At 64.5% G+C, this 598-nt stretch carries 1 protein-coding gene; it reads left to right on the top strand.

Features of this window, described 5'->3' with window-relative positions; translation table 11 throughout:
* Window positions 1-458 (top strand): amino-acid N-acetyltransferase (argA, locus tag ACU8YC_RS25645; protein WP_446896058.1); only part of this gene is annotated, 458 nt, incomplete at its 5' end.
* Window positions 459-598 lie beyond the last annotated feature (140 nt).

The raw sequence follows: 598 nt of genomic DNA, 5'->3' as shown, positions 1-598 counted from the left end.
CCCAGGAGCAGTTCGAGCAACTGCGCGAGGCGACCATCGAGGATGTCGGCGGGCTGATCGATCTGATCACCCCGTTGGAAGAGCAGGGCATTCTGGTGCGGCGCTCACGCGAGGTGCTGGAACGCGAGGTCGAGCAGTTCAGCATCGTCGAGCGCGACGGGTTGATCATCGCCTGCGCAGCGCTCTATCCGATCGCCGACTCGGATGCCGGCGAGCTGGCCTGCCTGGCGGTCAATCCGGAATACCGTCATGGCGGGCGCGGCGACGAGTTGCTCGAACGCATCGAGGAACGTGCCCGGGCGCTGGGGCTGAAGAAGCTGATCGTGCTCACCACGCGTACCGCGCACTGGTTCCAGGAGCGCGGCTTCGAGCCCATCAGCGTCGACCGTCTGCCGGCCGCGCGGGCCTCGCTGTACAACTTCCAGCGGAATTCGAAGATCTTCGAAAAGCCGCTCTGAACCGAAGGCGGGCCCATGGGCCCGCCTTTTCCGTCAGTGCAGGGGCAGTTCGACCGTTCCGCTCAGTTGCACGGTACTCGGTACGCGGGAGAAGCTCAGCGTGTACTGGGGATGGAAGCCATAAAGCATCAGCCCCACTT

Source organism: Citrobacter sp. VF227, assembly GCF_052950715.1.
The sequence above is the reverse complement of the archived record's forward strand: the minus strand, read 5'-3'. Positions and strand labels throughout refer to the sequence as shown.